Origin of the sequence: Hydrogenobaculum sp. 3684 (genome assembly GCF_000213785.1) — a bacterium.
In the GTDB taxonomy this organism is placed as follows: Bacteria; Aquificota; Aquificia; order Aquificales; family Aquificaceae; genus Hydrogenobaculum.
Map to the genome: position 1 here is coordinate 1,306,343 of NC_015557.1, position 15,726 is coordinate 1,322,068.

Consider the following 15,726-nt stretch of genomic DNA (forward strand, 5'->3'; position numbering starts at 1 on the left):
TATAGATATGATTACGCTAAACGGTGCTTTTGAAAACGAGCAAGACTTGGAAAGGTTGGTGGAAAGAGTTTTCTTAAAAGCCATAGACCTTCTTGGAGGTCTTTCTAAGCTTTCTGAGTTTAGGACTCTAACATGGCTTCCTTCTTTGGCTAGAGCCTCTTATGTGATTGTTTTAAAAGAAGAGTACATAAAACCAGAAGAAGAGATAGCTGCTAAGGTAGGACTTACCAAGAACACTGTAAAAAATATATTAAGGGCCGATCCAACCCTTGCCATGGAAAAGATAAAAAAGTTAGAGGAGCTTACAAAAGAAGAATCTAAGGAAATGAAGGTTCATACAGCTGGTGGTATTGCGAAATTAGCTTACAAGTTTGTAAAAGACGGCCAGGATGCCCAAAGCCTCGTGCATTACTGTTCTTTGATAGCTCAGGATATCGTAAGAGATTTGGATGTACCGTGGGCTTATCTTGTGCTTAAAAATACCAAAGGTATAAAATATCCAATAACAGATGGCAATGTTTTACAAGAAAAGCTAAAAAACGTAAAGATTAAGAATGTTAATACAGAAGAGATAATAAAGCTAATACACTACCCTATCAAAACCCCAGCAGCCCTTATACACGAGATAAAGCAAGCTATTCATGATCAAATAAAAGATTAGATAAGAGACGTTGAAGAACAAAAGTAAATTCTTCTTTTTTGTTTTAGCTTTTATCTTTATAACATTCGGCTTAGGTCTTAACTTGTTTTATATAAGTAAGTATAAAAAAGATGCTATAGAATATACAAAAGCAGATCTAAGAAACAATCTATATACATTAAAACATCATATAGCTAACCAAAACAAGTTAGAGTATTATCTTATGAAAAATATCAGATACATAATAACAAAATCTGATATGCATAGAGCCTCTTATATTTTGCAAAAGAACTTTGACAACGATAATAGCCTATTTCTTATAATAGATAAAAATCTTAAGGTTGTTGGTAAAGGTTATAAAGAAGATGAGCTATCTATTTATGAAGATGCTATATCAAATCAAAATATAAAAAATGCAATTTACAAATGCATCTCTTCTCATAAATACTGTTTTACACCGGCTTTTAAAATAGATAAGCACTACTTTATATTTACGCTTTTACCTATAAAAGACAGCCTATATCTTCTACAAATACATAAACCTCCTCTTTACATATACGCTTCTTCTACAACAGGTTTTTCTTATGGGGTTTTGCTTCCAAACGGTGTCATAAACGCTCATATACCTATTTTGTCTAAAAGCCGAATACACAAACCTCTTTATTATTTTATAACATCTCATAAAAACCTAAGTTTCGCCCTTGTAAGATACAAATCTCCTATAGATGGTGAGCCAAAACTTGCAGCTATCACAAGACTTGATCTTGTGGTTGGTAAAGTTATATATCCTTATGTATCTGCTTCTATTCCTTTTGTATTAAAAGGTTATTACACCAATTTAAGAGCCGTCTTTTTGTCTTGGTTTATATTTGGTGTTGTCATACTTGGTTTTATAGCTTTTATAATCAAGAAGACCAAAAATGAATATCTTTTGAATCAGGAAAAATACTTTTACGAGGTGTTGTTTGATAAATATTCTCTTCCGTTACTCCTCATAGATGAAAATGGAAAAATTCTAAAGGCAAATGAACCAGCGTCAAAGTTATACGGCTATTCTAAAGAAGAAATTCAAAATATGTATATATATGAACTTGAAGGAGGGCCAAAAGAGGAATCGGAAAGATTGCTAACAAATATAATACAGGGTGATTTAAAACGTTTTGAATTTATTCATGTTTCTAAAAGCGGCAAAAAGATAAACGTAGAAGTTTATGTAAACAAGCTAAGTATGGAAGATAAAACATACATCTTATATACAGTATTTGATATTTCTGAGAAAGTGTTGTTGGCCAAACTTTTTGATATGTTAAAAAAGATAAACACTATACTGGTAAGTGTGGAACTAGAGAGCGAACTATTAAGCGGCATAGCAGAGACCATTATAATGTTTGATTTTGACTACGTTGAGATATTTAAAGTAAAACAAAAAGACAATCTTGAACTTATGTTAAAATCTGGAACACCTATTGAAGATATCAGCTTAGAAGAGGAAAAAAGAGCTTTGCTTAGCAAATCTATCGCTTTACAATCTAAACCTACGTATTCTAAGGCATCTACACCAATACTTTCTCACAACGAAAATGAAGTTGTTTATATTATTAGCATATATAAAAAAGAATTTCAATTCTTTGATAATTATCATATTGTTAGCATACTTGAAGAGCTTGAGAAAGACGTATCTTTTGCTCTGAAAAAAATCTTGGAAGAGCAAAATAGCCTCATATTAAGAAAAGCCGTAGAAAACTCTAAAGGTTGGGTGCTTATAACGGATGAAGATGGCTATATCCTATATGCAAATCAAACGGTATGTAAAATATCTTTGTACTCTTGCGAAGAGGTAATAGGGAGAAAACCAAGCATATTTAAATCTGGTTATCACGATGATACATTCTACAAAAGACTTTGGGATACTATAAAATCTGGTGATATCTTTGAAGGGATTTTTTACAACAAAGCTAAAAACGGTGATATCTTTGTTTTAGAAGAGATGATAATACCGGTAAAGCTCAAAGATGGAACTGTAAGGTATATTACTATAGCAAAAGATATAACAAAAGAAATAGAGCTTCAAGAGCGTTTAGAACGCTTTAGACTTATAGATGATCTTACAGGCCTTTTAAACATGGCTGGTTTTTCTAAAGCTATAAACGATAGGATTTCTTATCTTAAAAGCTCTAAAACTTCAGACAAAGGAGCCGTTTTGCTTATTGATATATATGGTTTTTCTGAGTTAAACCAGATTCACGGCTTTTCACATATGGATAAATTGTTGAAAGATTTTGCTAATATGCTAAATAGCGTTTCAAAATCCCAGTTTGGAGATGATGTTGTGCTATCGAGAGTTGGGCCAGATGAGTTTGGTATGTTCGTAGAGTGTTCTCAAGAGGACATCACTTCTAAAATTAACGATTTTATAAACAAAATAAACGAATTGCTTGTTTCAAAAGAGCTTGGTATTGACATCTTTATCAATATAGGTGTGTCTTTTTACGATAAAGACGGTGACTCTTTTGAAGTGCTTCGCGAAAAAGCCAACATTGCTTTACAAGAGGCCAAGAAAGAAGGACCGGGCACATACAGGTTTTACAACGAAGATATAAGTTCATCCCTCAAGAAGTATAAAGAGGCTCAAGAGCTTTTAGAAAGAGCTCTGGACAAAGGGTTGTTTAAATTTTTCTATCAGCCTTACTTTGACATTAAAACAAAAGACTTTGTAGGTTTTGAAGCCCTCATGAGAATAATAGATGAAGATGGCAGTGCAATATCTCCCTACAAGTTTATAGATTACCTCGAATCTTCTTCGTATTTTTTAAATAGATTTCAAGAGGTATTTTTAAAGATGGTTGAAAAGGATATGAATACGTTTATTTCAAAAGCTAAATCACATTTTAGCTCTGCTTTCAACATATCTGCAAACAGCTTCAAAGATGATATGTTCATGTCAAAGCTTATAGGCCTTTGTCATGAGTTTGAAGATAAGCTTGTAATAGAGATTACAGAAAGGATGTTGCTATCAGATTTTGAAAAGGCAAAAGAAATCTTGAGAAATATAAGATCAGTTGGTAGTAAAGTTGCTTTGGATGACTTTGGCACTTATTACTCTTCTCTTTCCTATATTAAAAATATTGAGCTTGATATTATAAAGATAGATATATCCTTTGTAAAGGATATAGTTTTTGATAAAAGAAGTTTGGCGGTGGTAAAAGCCATAATAAACCTTGCCAAAGCATTAAACATTAAAACAATAGCAGAAGGTGTTGAAAATGAGGAGCAATATGAGCTTTTAAAAGAAATAGGGTGTGATATAGCTCAAGGCTATCTTTTTGCGAAACCTATGCCTTTAGAAGAGGCTATAAAATATATAATCTAAGTTTTTTGGCTTTTAAGATAATCTAATACAGCTTGAACATGCCCATCTACTTTTACATTTTTCCAAGCTTTTTCTATCTCGCCGTTTTCGTTTATTACAAACGTTGATCTTATAATGCCTTTTGTAACTTTGCCATACATCTTTTTCTCACCATAAGCTCCGTAGGCTTCAGCCACCTTTTTATCTGGGTCTGATAAGAGTATGAAGTTTAAACCGTATTTTTCTTTAAACTTTTTATGAGAAGCTATACTGTCTGGACTCACTCCTATCACTTCCACACCCATTGCTTTTATGGGATTTAAATTTTCTTGGAATCCGCAAGCCTCTTTCGTGCATCCTGGGGTATCGTCTTTTGGATAAAAATAAAGCACTATCTTTTTACCTTTAAAATCCTTTAAACAAAACTCTTTTTCATTGCCGTTTTCATCGATACCTTGTAAGCAAAAATCCGGTGCTTTTTCCATAATACCTCCTTTAGTTGTATATTTCTAATATATTGTAATACGTATCTCTTTTTGCCGGTATAAAACCTGCTTTTTTAATATTTTTTATCATATCTTCAACAGCTGGTATCCTCACTTTAAACTCCGTTGAAGATATAACGTTTTCTTCAAGCATCACACTACCAAGATCGTTAGCCCCATAGTGAAGAGCCACGGTACCTATTTGCATGGTTTGAGTTACGTGAGAGGCTTGGATATTCTTAAAGTTGTCTAAAAACAACCTGCTTATTGCCAAAACCTTTAGATAATATACGCTTGAAGCTGGTTCTACATAATCAAGCTCAGTGTTACCCTTTTGAAATGTCCACGGTATAAAAGCTGTAAAACCACCGGTTTTATCTTGCAAATCTCTTATAAGAGAAAGATGGTAGAGTATATCCTCTATAGTTTCTATATGGCCAAACATCATTGTGGCTGTTGTAGTCATTCCAAGCTCGTGAGCGCTTTTGTGCACTTCTATCCACTCATCTGTGCTGCATTTGCCTTTACTTATGACAGATCTTACGTTTGGAGATAGCACCTCTGCACCACCACCGGGTATAGATTTTAATCCTGATTGTTTTAATTCTCTTATTACATCTTTTATGCTCATCTTCTCAATCTTGGCAAGATAAACTATCTCAGGAGCCGATAATGAGTGTATATCTATATCTGGAAATTCTTGATGTATTGAGCTTATAAGATCTTTAAAATAATCAAGACCTAATTCTGGATTTAATCCACCTTGCATAAGAAGTGTAGTTCCGCCTCTTTCTTTTAATTCTCTTACCTTTTTCAATATCTCGTCTTTTGGCAATACGTAAGCTTCTTCGTCTTTTGGTTTTCTATAAAAAGCACAAAACTTACAAGATGCCACACAGGCATTTGAATAATTTACGTTTCTATCTATAACAAATGTTACAATGTTGTCTTCATGAAACTCTCTTCTTTTTTTATCTGCCAAAAAACCAAGCGTATTTAAATCAAGCTCTTCAAAGAGCTCTTTGGCTGTTTGCTCGTCTATCCTTTTTCCAATATCCAAAACTTTCATATTTTAAATATATTCTCTTATCTTCTTTGTAAAGAAGATTTTTATCAGCTATTATTCATCCAATTTTCATGTAAAACTGCTATATTGGATATTTATATTAAAAGGAGGTTTATATGCTGAAATATATAGGTGTTTTGGCGCTTTTAGCAAACGTAAGCTTTGGTATTACACTTGGTGATGAGCTTCAAAATATAGGAAACACCATATCAAACCTTGGAAACGCGTTAAATGGCGGTGGTGCTTATTCAAACACTTACAATAATTACAACCAATGCAACATACCGCCTGGATGGCAAAGAGGTAGAAAAGTAGGTTTTATAAACGGTATGCCACCAGGACTTGCTAAAAAGGGAATGGTAGCAAACTGTCAACCAGCCAGCAATCCAATGGGAAACGAAAAATTTGAACACGGACCTCGTTCTGAAGTTGGTGGCCCACCTGGTAAAATGTATTAAATATTTTTATCTCTTACAATAGGGTATCTCCAACCTATCCCGAAAGCTCTTTCGTGAAGTTTAGGCCCTATGGGGGCCTGTTTTCTTTTGTACTCGGCTTTTAAAAGCATATCATAAACTTTTTCTACAATTTCTTTATCAAACTCTGTTATATCTTCTTTGTCTTTACATTCTTCTATTAAAAGCCATAAAATTTTATCTAATACATCATAAGGTGGTAAAGTATCTTGATCTTTTTGATTGGGTTTTAGTTCTGCAGAGGGCGGTCTTTCTATTATATTTTTTGGTATTATCTCTTTGTCTTTGTTGATAAAATAAGCTATCTCATAAACTTCTGTTTTGTACAAATCTTTTATAGGTGAAAATCCACCTGCCATATCTCCATATATGGTTGTATAGCCTACTGCTGATTCTGATTTGTTTGAAGTGGATAACACTATTCTATTTTCTTTGTTTGATATGTAAAAAAGTATGTTTGCCCTGATTCTTGCCTGGAGGTTTTCATCGGCTATATCAAAATTACCGTATGAAAGTGTTTTATTGTATATATTTCTTATATCTTCTATAGGGAAAACACTTAACTCTACACCTAAATTTTCACAAAGGGCTTTTGCGTCTTTATAAGACTCTTCTTTGTTAAACACAGTAGGCATATAAACAGCCTTTACATTCTCTTTTCCAAGGGCTAAAACCGCTAGATAAAGCACCAAGGCAGAGTCTATCCCGCCGGATAGCCCTAGTATCGCCTTAGAAAAACCCTGCTTTTCAAAAAAATCTTTTATAGAAAGTGTTATCGCTTTTATTAGCTCTTCTTCCTTCGAAAGACTAAGATGTATAGTATTATCGTATCTTTGATTTTTTGATATATTAATACTTATATTGGAGTTAATAGGTCTACACACCTCTTGCCATCTTAAATCTGTACGTCTTTTTGTAAAAACCTCTTTTATATCTAAGCTTACATGTAAAATATCTTCCTCAAAAGCTTTTGCCTTTGCTATTGTATCCCCCTTAGGACCGATGACCAGGCTCTCGCCGTTAAACACAAGCTCATCGTTTGCCCCTACCAAGTTTGTATAAACCAAAAAGCATAAGTTATCAGAAGCTCTTGCTTTTAGGAAATTTTCTTTAAAATCTTGTTTTTTTAAAGCGTATGGAGAGGCATTTATATTTATAAGCACTTCCGCACCTTTTAAAGCGTCTTGTCTTTCGGTGCCATCTGGGTACCATATATCTTCACATATGGAAAAACCACACCTTATATCGTTTATGTCTATGGTTAAATCCTTTTCACCGCTTTTAAAATATCTTTTTTCATCAAACACGTTGTAATTTGGCAAAAACCTTTTGTCGTAAAAGCCCAATACCTCACCTTTAAACAAAACCCCTAAGGAGTTGTAAATAGCTTTTTCCTCTCTTACAAAACCCACCACTATAACGCTGTCTATATTTTTTGAATATTCTTTTAGCTTTTCAAAGTAACGTTTGTTTAAATCTAAAAACTTTGAACTATAGATAATATCCTGAGGCATATAACCACACAAAGATAGCTCTGGAAAAACTATTATGTGTGAGTTTTTGGCTTTTGATATAAAATCGCAAATTTTCTCAAAGTTTTTTTCAAAAGCCCCTACTGTGGTGTTTATCTGACAAAGGCTTACGTTAAGTATTTTTGAGCTCATCTTCAATACCCTCTTTATATATTACAATCCTATTTTTTGTGGTACGCTTTGCCACATAAAGGGCTTCGTCCGCTTTTTTTAGAGCGTTATCTATATCGTCCTCTTGCTGTATTTGGTAAATACCACCGCTACAGGTACATTTAATGGTGATATCGTTTAGTGTGTGAGTTGAGTTTTCAAAGCGTTGCCTTATTTTATCTGCCACTTTAAATCCATTTTCTACGTCTGTGTTGTATAAGAATACGGTAAACTCCTCACCTCCAAGTCTTGCAGCTATGTCTGATTTTCTTATAGAGCTTACTATGACATTGGCAAAATCTTTTAGCACTACATCTCCCATGTCGTGGCCGTAGGTATCGTTTACCTTTTTGAAGTTATCTATATCGTACATAACGATACACGTGGGTGTGTTTGTTCTTTTTGCTTGCTCTATCAATATACTCACATTTTCAAAGAAAAATCTTCTGTTGTATATACCTGTAAGGGCATCTTTGTAAGCCATATCTTGAAACTTCTCTTTATCTTTTTGAAGTTCGCTAACAAGATTTTTTATCTCTATGGCCATCATATAGGTTATTTTTTTAAGCTTAGAAATCTCGTTTAACTTTGATATATCTTTTTCTAATATTGGGTCTTTCTCAACTTCGTCTAAGTGAAGAAAATCTTTTTCTTTTAGTTTTAAAGCCACCCTTAAGAGATTGTTTATGTCTTTTATAATCTGCGATACTATAAATATAATGATAATAAGAAGAATAGATGTAAATATTATTCCGTATACAGTTAGAACTAAGAATTGTCTGTGCTCTTGTTTGTATATCCAAGATATGTTTTTTATAAGGTATATATTGCCAAGTTCTATACCAGATATATTTATTATAGGTATTTCCATTATGAGGTAATAATCTTCTCCTATGTTTTCCACCTTGTAAGATATTATTTTTGATTTTTTGGAGTATAAAAATATACTAAGGGCGTTGTTATCTTTATAAGAATCTACTATGTATTTTTTGGTAATGATCTTTCCACCTACGTAGTTGTCCCAAAAGCTCTGTTGGTTATATAGTTTTTTTATAACACCTGTGTGAAGTATCACAACCCAGCTTATGTCTTCTAATCTAGATAGGTAATCAAGGGGCTTGTAAGCGTATATACCTATATAATCACAGGTGTCTCCTATGTATTTATAGATACCTAAAGAGAGGTATCTTCCCAATATTGCATCGGAATTATCTTGTTTGCAATAATCTTGGTTTTTGGCTTTTAATACAATATCTGGGTTAACAATACCATTTTTTAACATATCTTTGTACTCGTCCACTGCAGCTTTGTATATTTTGTATGTATCGTAGTACTCTTTCATGACTCTGGTGTCTATTTCTTTCTTTGTTATGACTTTGTTACCTATTACCACAGCTAAGTATGAAATCAGCGATATAACGCTTATGTACAATGTAATTTTTCTAACGAGGCTCATTAAGGTTAAAGTATATGTTGGAAAGGTCTTGGTTTATAGTGGTGTATTCTCCGTATACAACTTTTATTATATTACCTTTAGGGTCTAAAAGATAAGAAGTTGGAAGACCTGTTATGTTGAACTTTGAACCAAGCCCAGGACTGTGTATTGCTATATCGAATGTATAGTGCTTATCTTTTAAAAAAGACATTAAAGCGTTTTCGTTATCATCCATGCTAATAGCAAGAATTCTAAATCCATAGGGGGAGAATTTTTGATAGGCTTGTTCAAACAAGGGTAGTTCTGCTTTACAAGGTGGGCACCAAGAAGCAAAAAAGTTCACCAGCGTATAATGTCCTTTAAAGTTGTTTATGCTTACCACCTTGTTTGTGGGCACACCATTTTCGTATACTAACCTTACGCTAAACTGAGGTATAGGGCTTGGTTTTTGATAAGATATCGCTTGAGCTGAATCTTTGTCGTAAAATCCGTAATAAGCTGCCACTATAAAAAGAACAAGCGCCAATATGTATGCTATATTTTTCTTCATATTAAATCTTTAAAGAAATTCACAATCTTTTGCAAAAAGCTGGTGTTTCTTGATTGGATCTGCCTTTGTATGGGTCTTTGCGGTGCTGTATAGCTTATATCTTTCATGTTTTGAGCTATCTTTATTATGCCACATACGCATGCGTAAGAAGGATCTTGTAGCTTTTCTTTTAGGCCAGTTATATTCAGAGGATATCCTATTCTTACCGCCATATCAAGGTAGTGTTCTGTAAAATCCTTTATACCGTTTAGCTTTGCTGTACCTCCTGTTATGACAGCACCTGCGTTTATATTCTCAAGTTTTATGCTTGAGTTGTTTATCTTTTCTACTATTTTATCCATTAGCTCTTCTAACCTTATTTGTATAACCTCTGCTAGTTGTCTTCTCGGGACCATCGCCTCTTTATCTTCTCCGCGTGGTTTTATCTTTACCTTTTCTATCTCATCTACAAGCTCTATAAAAGCTACACCGCTTTCTAATTTTATACGTTCGGCTTCTTCTGTAGATATTTTAAGAAAATGAGCCAAATCCCTCGTAATGTTGTATCCTCCGATGGGTACTGTACCTGATACCGCCGGTTGGCCGTTGTTGTATAAAACAAAGTTTGTTACAGAATGACCTATGTCTATAAGCAAGACACCCTCTAACTTTTCCTCTTCTGTAAGAGAAGATTCTGCCGATGCTAACCCAGCGAATACTCTGCCGAAAAGTTTATACCCAGCAACGCTTACAGTTCTTTCTACGTTTCTTAAAAGCGATACACCTGCTTTTATAATATGTACATCACATTCTAGCCTTGAACCGGTAAGACCTATTGGGTCCAATATGCCCTCTTGATCATCTAATATAAAATTTCTTGGTATTGTATGTAATATATCGTAAGATTCTTCTTTGGCTTTTGCCACAGCCCTTTCTAAAAGCCTCTCAACTATTTGCTCATCTACATCAGAAGGCTGCGGTGATATGCTTATGGTATCTCTTTCGTTTTGGCTTTTAATATGCACTCCAGATATCGATATAAAAACACCATCTATCCTATGCCCCGACATCTCTTCAGCTTCTTTTAAGGCTTTTTGTATAGCTTTTGAAGCTGAATCAAGCTTTGTTACAGAACCTTTGTCTATGCCCTGAGATTTAGCCTCGCCTATTCCCACTATGTGTGTATCTCCGTAGTTGTCTATCTCAGCCACCAGAGCTACTATTTTGCTCGTACCTATATCTAATCCAACTATAGATTTCACGTTTTTATCCTCTTAAATATTTTTCTTTTCATATCAAATATTATATAAAAATAATTGTAATTTGTAAAATATTTTCTCATTCTTCTTCAAGTCTTATTAAAATAGGTTTTTCTTTTACCACAGAAAGCTCTTCTATATCTTTTAAAGCTTTTTTTATATCTTTTTCGTATGCTTTATGGGTCAGTATTACAAGCGGGACTACCAAGCTGTTTTCTTTTTTCGCCACTTTGCAGACCATCTCCTTTTGCAACACAGACGCTATGCTTATACCGTATTTTGCGAATACGTTTGCAATAGATGCCAACACACCTATTTTGTCTTCCACTTCAAACCTAATATAGTATCTTGTGTTAAAATTTTTGTTTAGTTTAAGGCTTTTATCGGTATTAAAAGCTTGAAAACGTTTTTGGGTATTTTTTGCTATATCTATGATATCTGATACTACTGCTGAGGCGGTTGGTTTTGAGCCAGCACCTTTTCCATACAGCATGCTTTTGCCCACAAAATCACCATCTATTAAGATTGCATTGTATACACCGGATACTTTGGCTAGTTGCTCTTGATGATTTATAAAAGTTGGATGCACCCTTACCTCAAGCTCACCGTCTATAGCTTTTGCAATAGCCAAAAGTTTTATAGTGTATCCAAGCTCTTTACCGAGCTCCACGTCAAGAAGATCTATGTTTGATATGCCCTCTATGTATATATCGTTAAAGTCTATATAACCACCGTAGGCAATAGAGCTAAGTATCGCTATTTTATGAGCTGCGTCTATACCTTCTATGTCAAAAGTTGGGTCTTGCTCAGCATATCCTAGCGCTTTAGCTTCCTTGAGGGCTTCTTCAAAGCTTTTGCCCTCATCTAGCATGCTTGTTAAAATGTAGTTTGTAGTGCCGTTTAATATGCCGTGTATATAATTTATTTTGTTGGCCACTAAGCCTTCTTTTAAAGCTTTTATAATAGGTATTCCCCCACCAACAGATGCTTCAAATTCTATGCTTACGTTGTGCTCTTTGGCTTTTTCAAAGATTTCTTTTCCATGTATAGCTATAAGATGTTTGTTGGCGCTTACAACGTGCTTTTTATTTTCTATGGCTTTTTCTATAAGTTCTTTTGCAAAACCAACTCCACCTATTAATTCTACAACTATATCTGACCTATCTAAAAGCTCTTTTAATGAGCTTACTTTCAAAGAATCATCTATCTTGAAAGGTCTTTCCCTTTGCCAATCTTTATCTAAAACAGCGCTTAACTCAAGCTCCAAGCCTGTTTTCTCTTTGATGAGATTTTTATGGGTGATAAGAAGTTCTGCTACACCGGTACCAACGGTACCATAACCTGCTATACCTACTCTATACATACATACATTATATCATGTAAAATTTTTAATTTTAGATTATAATATTTATAAGGATGAATAAAAAAGATAATTTGATTATTTTGGAAGATGGTGTAAAGGTTATTTTAGCGCCAGCAAAGGTAAATTTTGGACTTTGGGTAAAAGGCAAGAGAACAGACGGTTATCACGATATATTTAGCATAATCCATACGATAGATTTGTACGATAGAATATACATAGAGCCCCATTATACTCTAGAAGTGCTTAGCGTTGGTCCTTTTTCTAAAAATCTAAAAGACAACATAGTTTACGAAGGAGTTTTAGCATTTTCAAGACTAACTGGTAAAAACTTTGATTATAAGATAGTAATTGAAAAAAATATACCTGTGGGTGCTGGACTGGGCGGTGCTAGTTCTGATTTGGCAGCTGTTATTAGCTATTTAAACGAAGAGCTTGAAAACCCTATGGAAGAACAAGAGCTTGCAGAGTTTCTATCTTCTTTTAGCAAGGATGCACCATTTTTCTTAAAAGGTGGATGTGCTTTGGTTTACGGCACCGGTGACCAAGTAAAAGCTTTAGAACCTATTTCCAGAGAAATAACAATAGTGTATCCAAATGTAGAAGCTTCTACTTCCAAAGTTTACGGTGCTTTTACAAAACAAACTGAAGAAGTTTTGTCGTTGGAAGATATTTTAAGGCTTTTAGAAGAAAACAATATAGAAAATATTATCGAAAATCACTTACAAGAAACCGCTATTGAAATATACAAAGAAATAGGAGAACTCATAAGATTTTTAGAAAGCGTTGGATACAAGCCGTATATGTCTGGGAGCGGTTCAAGCGTTTATGTGTTTGGTAAGCTAAGTGATAAGATTAAAATGGCTTTAGAGTCGAGGGGTTGGTACGTATACGAATGCAAAACCATATAATAGAAGAAATATTTGATATAGGCGATATAGACGAAAGGTTTTATGCCATAGTAGGAAGGGCGGATGAAAACCTTAAAAAGTTTGTGGAGCTTTTTGAAATAAAGATAGTAGCAAGAGGCCAAGAACTACATATAAAAGGTGAACCTTCTAAGGTTGAAAACTTTATAGAGTTTCTAAACTATATAACAAAAGAGTATGCCAAAACCCCTCTATCTTCTAAAGATGTTTTAAATATGGCTGTATCTTATACCAACAAAGAAGAAGAGGAAGATGAAAAAGAATCCAAAGAAGAATATGAGACAATACTTATTACACATCGCAAAAAAGCCATAACTCCAAAGACGAAAAATCAATATTTGTATGTAAACTCTATAAAACAAAACGATATTGTATTTGGGATAGGTCCTGCTGGTACTGGTAAAACTTATCTTGCTATGGCAATGGCTATATCTTATCTAAAAGCTCAAAAGATAAACAAAATCATTCTTACAAGGCCAGCCGTAGAAGCCGGAGAAAAGCTTGGGTTTTTGCCAGGGTCAATAGCTGAAAAGGTAGATCCTTATCTTAGACCTCTTTACGATGCCCTTTTTGATATGGTAGATTACGAGAAATCTGCTTATTTGTTGGAAAAAAACGTCATTGAGATTGCACCTCTTGCATTTATGAGGGGTAGAACCTTAAACGATGCTTTTATCATACTTGATGAAGCCCAAAACTCTACAAAAGAACAGATGAAGATGTTTCTTACAAGAATTGGCTTTGGCTCAAAAGTTGTGATCACCGGAGATATGACGCAGGTGGATTTGCCAAGGAAAGAACAATCTGGGCTAAAAGAAGCAATTCATGTGCTTAAAAATATAAAGGGTATAGATTTTGTGTTTTTTGATGAGAAAGATGTGGTAAGACACCCTATAGTTCAAAAGATTGTCAAAGCCTACGAAGTTTATGAACAAAATCAATCTAAAGACCTACAAGAAGCTTGAAATACCAAAAGAGTTAAAGTATCTTTTAAAAAAAAGAGCAAACCATACGTTAAAGTTTTTTGGTTTTAAAAACTCAATGCTGGACATTTATATTACAGATGACGAAGAGATAAAGCATTTAAATTCTACTTACAGGCAAAAAGATAAGCCTACAGATGTTTTGTCTTTTAATATAAATGAAAATATCGGAAATATATATTACCTTGGTGAAATAGTGATATCTTACGATACCGCTTTGAAACAAGCTATAGAGTACGGTGTTTCTTTGGAGCAAGAGTTAACAAGGCTTCTTGTGCATGGTATTGTGCATTTGATAGGATACGATCATGAAACTTCTTTAGAAGATGAAAAAACATTCTTTGAAAAACAAGAAAGCGCTTTGGCTATGTTTAATTAATCTTTTGAAAAAGCTTTTATCTCATCAAGGGCTTTTTGGATGTCTTTGTTTTCTGTTTCCCATATAAAAACCCCGTATTTGTGAAGTATCCATTTGGCACGGTTGCTTTTTGGATGGTTTGTAGCTATAACAAAGTCTGATTTTACTTGAGCTATATCTGTGGCGGTTATATCTTCTTTTTTCTCTTTATCGTCTTTAGCTTTTAATACAAAGGTTAATACAAAATTGTCGTAAATATGTATCATGTCTACATTTTTAAAATCTGAAACTTCATCTTGAAATGTCAAAACTGCTATTCTTGTATTTTCAGGACTTTCGTCTGGTTCGTAGTGTATAAAAACCATTTCCGTTTGGGGAAAAACCCTTGTTATTGCCTCTTCTATATCGTCAGCAACGGCGTGGGATTGGTTGAAGTTGTGAGATTTGATTGAGATAGCAGCATCTATAAAAATCTTATCACCGGATTTTCTTACCAACAACCTTTTTATAGATTTTACCCTAGGATCTTGCAGTATTATCTCTTTTATATGCTCTATCATTTTTGAATCCACTGAAGCATCCAATATAACAAAGATTTGTTCTTTCAATATATGAAAACCCGTATAAATTATAAGGAGTATTATTACGCTTGCAAATATTTTATCTAAATTTATATTAAACTCCAGCGATAAGAAGTTTAACGTTATAACAAAAGAGCCAAACCCATCCACCAACATGTGCTCGCTATCTGCCATTAAAGCTGGGGAGTTGTGCTTCTTGGCGGCTATTCTTTCTAATACTGAAAACCCAAAGGTTATAAGCATTGATATGATACCTACACCTAAGCCCCATGATATATATTGCCTATCTATTTTATAGTGACCAAAGAGCACATCCATAAACATATCATAGGCGGCGAAAAATAGGAAAAACGATATAAACATCGCACCTATATTTTCCAGTTTGTAAAGTCCATAGGGAAACTTTTCATGCTTTTTTTCAGACATGTATATAGAAATAAAACCTATGAAAGAAGCTAAGCTATCCGATAAAGAGTGTATACCTTCTGCTTTAAGTGCTACGCTTTTAGACAAAAAACCCACCCCCAGCTTTATAATAGCCAGTAGGAGCATCAAAAAGATTGATATTATACTCCAGTGATACTTTTTCATCTA

14 protein-coding genes are annotated in these 15,726 nt (G+C 33.9%); 6 read left to right on the plus strand and 8 right to left on the minus strand.

Translation table 11 applies throughout. From position 1 onward, the window contains the following. Positions 1–7 precede the first annotated feature (7 nt). Both HYD3684_RS06990 and HYD3684_RS06995 read left to right on the plus strand, forming a co-directional pair. Positions 8–661, plus strand: a complete 654-nt coding sequence (locus tag HYD3684_RS06990; protein ID WP_015419962.1) for a regulatory domain containing protein — start codon at positions 8–10, stop codon at positions 659–661. Between the two features lie 10 nt (positions 662–671). Then, complete coding sequence (locus HYD3684_RS06995) at positions 672–4,010, plus strand: EAL domain-containing protein (RefSeq protein WP_015419963.1); 3,339 nt, start codon at positions 672–674, stop codon at positions 4,008–4,010. Here the strand turns inward: HYD3684_RS06995 and bcp are convergent. Continuing rightward, entirely contained in the window at positions 4,007–4,474 is a 468-nt protein-coding gene (gene bcp, locus HYD3684_RS07000; protein ID WP_015419964.1) for a thioredoxin-dependent thiol peroxidase, read from the minus strand. The genes HYD3684_RS06995 and bcp overlap by 4 nt on opposite strands. Before the next feature lie 10 nt (positions 4,475–4,484). Continuing rightward, on the minus strand, positions 4,485–5,543 hold the full coding sequence (mqnC, locus tag HYD3684_RS07005; protein WP_015419965.1) for a cyclic dehypoxanthinyl futalosine synthase: 1,059 nt from the start codon (positions 5,541–5,543) through the stop codon (positions 4,485–4,487). A gap of 113 nt (positions 5,544–5,656) precedes the next feature. Here mqnC and HYD3684_RS07010 point away from each other — a divergent pair, with 113 nt between their 5' ends. Then, positions 5,657–5,998 (plus strand): hypothetical protein, encoded by a 342-nt coding sequence (locus tag HYD3684_RS07010; protein WP_015419966.1) that lies wholly within the window; start codon positions 5,657–5,659, stop codon positions 5,996–5,998. Here the strand turns inward: HYD3684_RS07010 and HYD3684_RS07015 are convergent. From HYD3684_RS07015 to HYD3684_RS07035, 5 genes are all read right to left on the minus strand, one after another. Next, the gene (locus HYD3684_RS07015) at positions 5,995–7,680 is read right to left on the minus strand and encodes an NAD+ synthase (protein WP_015419967.1); all 1,686 of its coding nucleotides are present in this window, start codon (positions 7,678–7,680) and stop codon (positions 5,995–5,997) included. The genes HYD3684_RS07010 and HYD3684_RS07015 overlap by 4 nt on opposite strands. Next, positions 7,661–9,154, minus strand: coding sequence for a GGDEF domain-containing protein (locus HYD3684_RS07020; RefSeq protein ID WP_015419968.1), 1,494 nt, complete (start codon positions 9,152–9,154; stop codon positions 7,661–7,663). The genes HYD3684_RS07015 and HYD3684_RS07020 overlap by 20 nt, the downstream gene beginning before the upstream one ends. Then, positions 9,141–9,683: a TlpA disulfide reductase family protein gene (locus tag HYD3684_RS07025; protein WP_015419969.1), complete on the minus strand. Its 543-nt coding sequence runs from the start codon at positions 9,681–9,683 to the stop codon at positions 9,141–9,143. The genes HYD3684_RS07020 and HYD3684_RS07025 overlap by 14 nt, the downstream gene beginning before the upstream one ends. Beyond that, a complete protein-coding gene (ftsA, locus tag HYD3684_RS07030; protein WP_015419970.1) occupies positions 9,680–10,924 on the minus strand; it encodes a cell division protein FtsA in 1,245 nt (414 codons plus the stop codon). Before ftsA ends, HYD3684_RS07025 begins: the two co-directional genes overlap by 4 nt. Before the next feature lie 76 nt (positions 10,925–11,000). After that, the gene (locus tag HYD3684_RS07035; protein WP_015419971.1) at positions 11,001–12,284 is read right to left on the minus strand and encodes a homoserine dehydrogenase; all 1,284 of its coding nucleotides are present in this window, start codon (positions 12,282–12,284) and stop codon (positions 11,001–11,003) included. A gap of 53 nt (positions 12,285–12,337) precedes the next feature. On the opposite strand from HYD3684_RS07035, the gene HYD3684_RS07040 reads away from it, so the two are divergent. Genes HYD3684_RS07040 through ybeY form a run of 3 tightly spaced genes read left to right on the plus strand, consistent with a single transcriptional unit; the run spans position 12,338 to position 14,572 of the window. Then, entirely contained in the window at positions 12,338–13,192 is an 855-nt protein-coding gene (locus tag HYD3684_RS07040; protein WP_015419972.1) for a 4-(cytidine 5'-diphospho)-2-C-methyl-D-erythritol kinase, read from the plus strand. Continuing rightward, on the plus strand, positions 13,177–14,175 hold the full coding sequence (locus tag HYD3684_RS07045; RefSeq protein WP_015419973.1) for a PhoH family protein: 999 nt from the start codon (positions 13,177–13,179) through the stop codon (positions 14,173–14,175). The genes HYD3684_RS07040 and HYD3684_RS07045 overlap by 16 nt, the downstream gene beginning before the upstream one ends. Further along, positions 14,138–14,572, plus strand: a complete 435-nt coding sequence (gene ybeY / locus HYD3684_RS07050; RefSeq protein WP_015419974.1) for an rRNA maturation RNase YbeY — start codon at positions 14,138–14,140, stop codon at positions 14,570–14,572. Before HYD3684_RS07045 ends, ybeY begins: the two co-directional genes overlap by 38 nt. Here the strand turns inward: ybeY and HYD3684_RS07055 are convergent. Then, positions 14,569–15,723 (minus strand): cation diffusion facilitator family transporter, encoded by a 1,155-nt coding sequence (locus tag HYD3684_RS07055; protein WP_015419975.1) that lies wholly within the window; start codon positions 15,721–15,723, stop codon positions 14,569–14,571. The two genes, ybeY and HYD3684_RS07055, sit on opposite strands and share 4 nt — an antisense overlap. Positions 15,724–15,726: the final 3 nt, after the last annotated feature.